Origin of the sequence: Bacillus sp. C30, assembly GCF_040838255.1 — a bacterium.
Taxonomy (GTDB): domain Bacteria; phylum Bacillota; class Bacilli; order Bacillales; family Bacillaceae_G; genus Bacillus_A; species Bacillus_A mycoides.
The window spans coordinates 1-3308 of sequence record NZ_JBFPJH010000343.1; the positions used below are offsets into that span (position 1 = coordinate 1).

General features: G+C 34.5%; 4 protein-coding genes. All 4 read right to left on the minus strand.

The window, feature by feature from the left end:
• Positions 1 to 22: 22 nt before the first annotated feature.
• Positions 23 to 703 carry a bacillithiol biosynthesis deacetylase BshB2 gene (gene bshB2 / locus AB3X49_RS19865; protein WP_367964261.1) on the minus strand — a complete coding sequence of 227 codons (681 nt, stop codon included), beginning with the start codon at positions 701 to 703 and terminating at the stop codon, positions 23 to 25.
• 32 nt (positions 704 to 735) lie between these two features.
• Entirely contained in the window at positions 736 to 930 is a 195-nt protein-coding gene (locus tag AB3X49_RS19870; protein ID WP_002014626.1) for a hypothetical protein, read from the minus strand.
• Between the two features lie 193 nt (positions 931 to 1123).
• Complete coding sequence (locus tag AB3X49_RS19875; protein WP_367964259.1) at positions 1124 to 1831, minus strand: GntR family transcriptional regulator; 708 nt, start codon at positions 1829 to 1831, stop codon at positions 1124 to 1126.
• A 30-nt stretch (positions 1832 to 1861) separates the two neighbouring features.
• A complete protein-coding gene (locus AB3X49_RS19880; protein WP_367964263.1) occupies positions 1862 to 3271 on the minus strand; it encodes a glycoside hydrolase family 1 protein in 1410 nt (469 codons plus the stop codon).
• Positions 3272 to 3308 lie beyond the last annotated feature (37 nt).

Consider the following 3308-nt stretch of genomic DNA (forward strand, 5'->3'; position numbering starts at 1 on the left):
TTCATCACCTTCAGATGTAGCATCACATATTTTTATCTTTGAATGAATATATCCAAAACGGTTCTCTTTCTAACCACTCAACTGTGCCTGAAATACCGTCTTCATACTCTCTTTCCAGCTCATCCACTTTAGTTGTAAATTGTGATGCATGTGCTCGTAATGCTTCCAATTTTTTCGGAACATATTTTTTCACTTCATTTTTAAAATCTGGAGGTCCTATTTCGTCTTCATGATTTTTCGAAAAAGCTACAGCATAAAAGGCTGGTCGTTTACTTTCCGAAATATTAGCTAAGACCTCTACTACTGCTTCCCCTGTTGCATCGTGATCCGGATGAACTGCATACCCAGGATAGAAAGAAATAACTACAGAAGGATTCAATTCCTCAATACAGTTTTGAATCAAGCTTCTTAATTTTCCAGGCTCTTCAAATTCAAGAGTTTTATCACGATATCCCATCATACGTAAATCTTCAATCCCTAAAATATTTGTAGCTCGCTTTAACTCTTTCTCTCTAATTGTATATAAAGATTCACGAGTTGCAAAAGGTGGATTCCCCATCGCTCTCCCCATTTCACCAAGTGTTAAGCAAACATAGGTAAGAGAGACTTTCTGCTCCGTATAAGCCAAAATTGTGCCAGCCACACAATACGACTCATCATCTGGATGCGGGAAAACAACTAAAACATGGCGCTCATTTTTCATCAATGCATTAACTCCTTCATCATATACACACTCTATAAAATAACGACCGCATACCAAGTAACTCCCACAAGAAGCCCTAAAAGAAGAATGATATAGATAGCAGATAAGTTTTTTACATTCCTCTTTGTAGACTTACCGTAATTCTCTTCTACATTTCGTGCGACTAGTACGGTCCCAAATAGTGATACAACTACAATAATAACAACTAGTGAAATCGCAAAACTCATTGTCTTCCACCTCTCTAAGGCCAGTCTATTTTAAAGCATGAATAAAATACTACCTTTCTTCTCTTATCATAATAGAAGTTTGTAAAAAACGGACCAACCACTTTTGTGTTTTTTTGCTCATCCACTTTAAAAATAAAAAGCAACTGCTCACTTAGGACCAGTTGCTTTTTTACAAGGCTACTTATATTCATTTTCAATTAAAATTAATTCGATTTAAAAGTTTGGTCTTTTCATAATGAAACATTGATTGAGATAGCTCGAAAATTGTTCCATTTACAAGATAAACTGTATTTTCAATAAGAAGCGCTGGATCACCTTCATTTAGTTCTAAAAGCTTTGCATTTTCTTTATTTATTTTTTCACAACTAATAACTTTATCGGCAAAGCCAATATTTAATCGTAAATCCTCAATGAAATAACTGTATACAGAACTTAATGCTATTTCTTCATTCAAATAAGGAATGATATCTTTTTTGAAATAACTTACTTCAATAGAGAATGGTTTACCGTCTACAATTCTTAAACGCTTCAAGAAATATAACCTAGTTCCAGTTTCACATTGCATTCGCTTTGCTATCTCTTCGTCCGCATCTATTACTTCAATCTCTAGCACTTTCGTTTCAATATTTTGTGAAACGAGATTTTTCGTTAATCCACGTAAACTTCCTAAATTAATGTAATCTGTTACAGAAGTTTCACGTAAAAACATACCACTACCTTGCACTTGAAAAATATAACCTCTATTCACAAGCTGACTAATTACTTTACGTATCGTATTACGGCTTACTTCAAATCGATTCATCAACGCTTCTTCTGTAGGTAATTTTTTCGTTTCATTAAAAAGCCCATCTCGAATGTTTTGCTCTAACACATCTGCAATTTGTTTATACTTTGCACTCATACACTTTCTCCTAAAATACTCTTTTATCTGTTATAACTCTTCTCCTCTCGTTTCGATCACATGTTTATACCAATGAAACGAAAGTTTCTTCTTACGTTTTAAGTTATCATTATGATCGACAAAAATAAAGCCATATTGCTTTTTATATCCATTTAACCAACTTAACAAATCAATAACTGACCATGCATAATAACCTTTTAAATTAATTCCCTCTTGAATTGCACGCTTCATTACTTTTAAATGCTCTTCAATAAATTTAATTCGCGGAACATCTACAATTTCTCCGTCAATGATTGGATCTTCATCACCAAGTCCATTTTCCGTTACATACATCTTTATGTCACCGTAACGCGCTTTCAACATATGCAATCCATCTAAGAAACCTTCGGGAGATATTTCCCAACCCCATTTGGTATATGTTTTATCATCCATTTTTACTGTTCGATAAAAACCATCAAAAGAAGGATTACCTGGAGCAAGTGTTGAGTTTTCTCGAGAATGCTCCTCGCTCTTTATATCCATATCATATCTTTCTACTCGTATTGGCTGATAATAATTCAAGCCAATAAAATCATTTTTTTCGGCATTTTGTTTAATGATTTCTAATTCTTCAACCGTCCAATTAGGAGTCCACCCATTTTCCTTTAATTGTTGTACAACATAAGACGGATACTCACCTTTTAAAACTGGATCGTAGTACCAATACGTTTCATATTCATTCGCATGATTTGCTGCTAGTATATTTTCTTTTTGATCATCCACACTATAAGCAGGTAAGAAAACATGTGTAATCCCTATCTCCCCATACTGTTTCAGCTGCTTGTACACCGCAACTGTTTTCGCATGCGCATAAAATACATAATGAGTCGCTTGAAAATACTTTGGAACATCATTTTGTATTCCTGGTGGATGTGCACCTTTTAAATAGCCTAATCCACAAAACATTACTGTTTCATTAAAAGTAATCCAATGTTTCACTCTATCACCAAATGCCTTAAAGCAAATTTCTGCATACTTTACAAAAGTCTCTGCTGTTCGTTTATTCGTCCACCCACCATCTTTTTCTAACGGTAATGGTAGATCCCAATGATATAAAGTGGCAAACGGTACAATCCCGTACTTTAAACATTCATCAATTAAATTGTTATAAAATTCAATTCCTTTTTCATTTACCTCTCCATCTCCAGTCGGCAATATTCTCGCCCAAGAAATCGAAAAACGATACGATTCCAATCCCATCTCAGCCATTAAACGAACATCTTCCTTATATCGATGATAATGATCCACCGCTACATCACCATTTGTTCCATCGTATGTTTTGCCAGGAATTTTTGAAAACTCATCCCAATTCGTAACACCTTTTCCATCCTCATTCCATGCACCTTCTACTTGATAAGAAGCTGAAGCAGCTCCGAATAAAAAATCATGTGGAAACTTCATAATATACACCTCCGTTTCATTACAACAAATCAAATTC

Bases quoted from the DNA above. Each gene is read 5' to 3' on its own strand.
- AB3X49_RS19870 (WP_002014626.1), bottom strand. From the start codon at position 930: ATGAGTTTTGCGATTTCACTAGTTGTTATTATTGTAGTTGTATCACTA.
- AB3X49_RS19880 (WP_367964263.1), bottom strand. From the start codon at position 3,271: ATGAAGTTTCCACATGATTTTTTATTCGGAGCTGCTTCAGCTTCTTAT.
- bshB2 (WP_367964261.1), bottom strand. From the start codon at position 703: ATGAAAAATGAGCGCCATGTTTTAGTTGTTTTCCCGCATCCAGATGAT.
- AB3X49_RS19875 (WP_367964259.1), bottom strand. From the start codon at position 1,831: ATGAGTGCAAAGTATAAACAAATTGCAGATGTGTTAGAGCAAAACATT.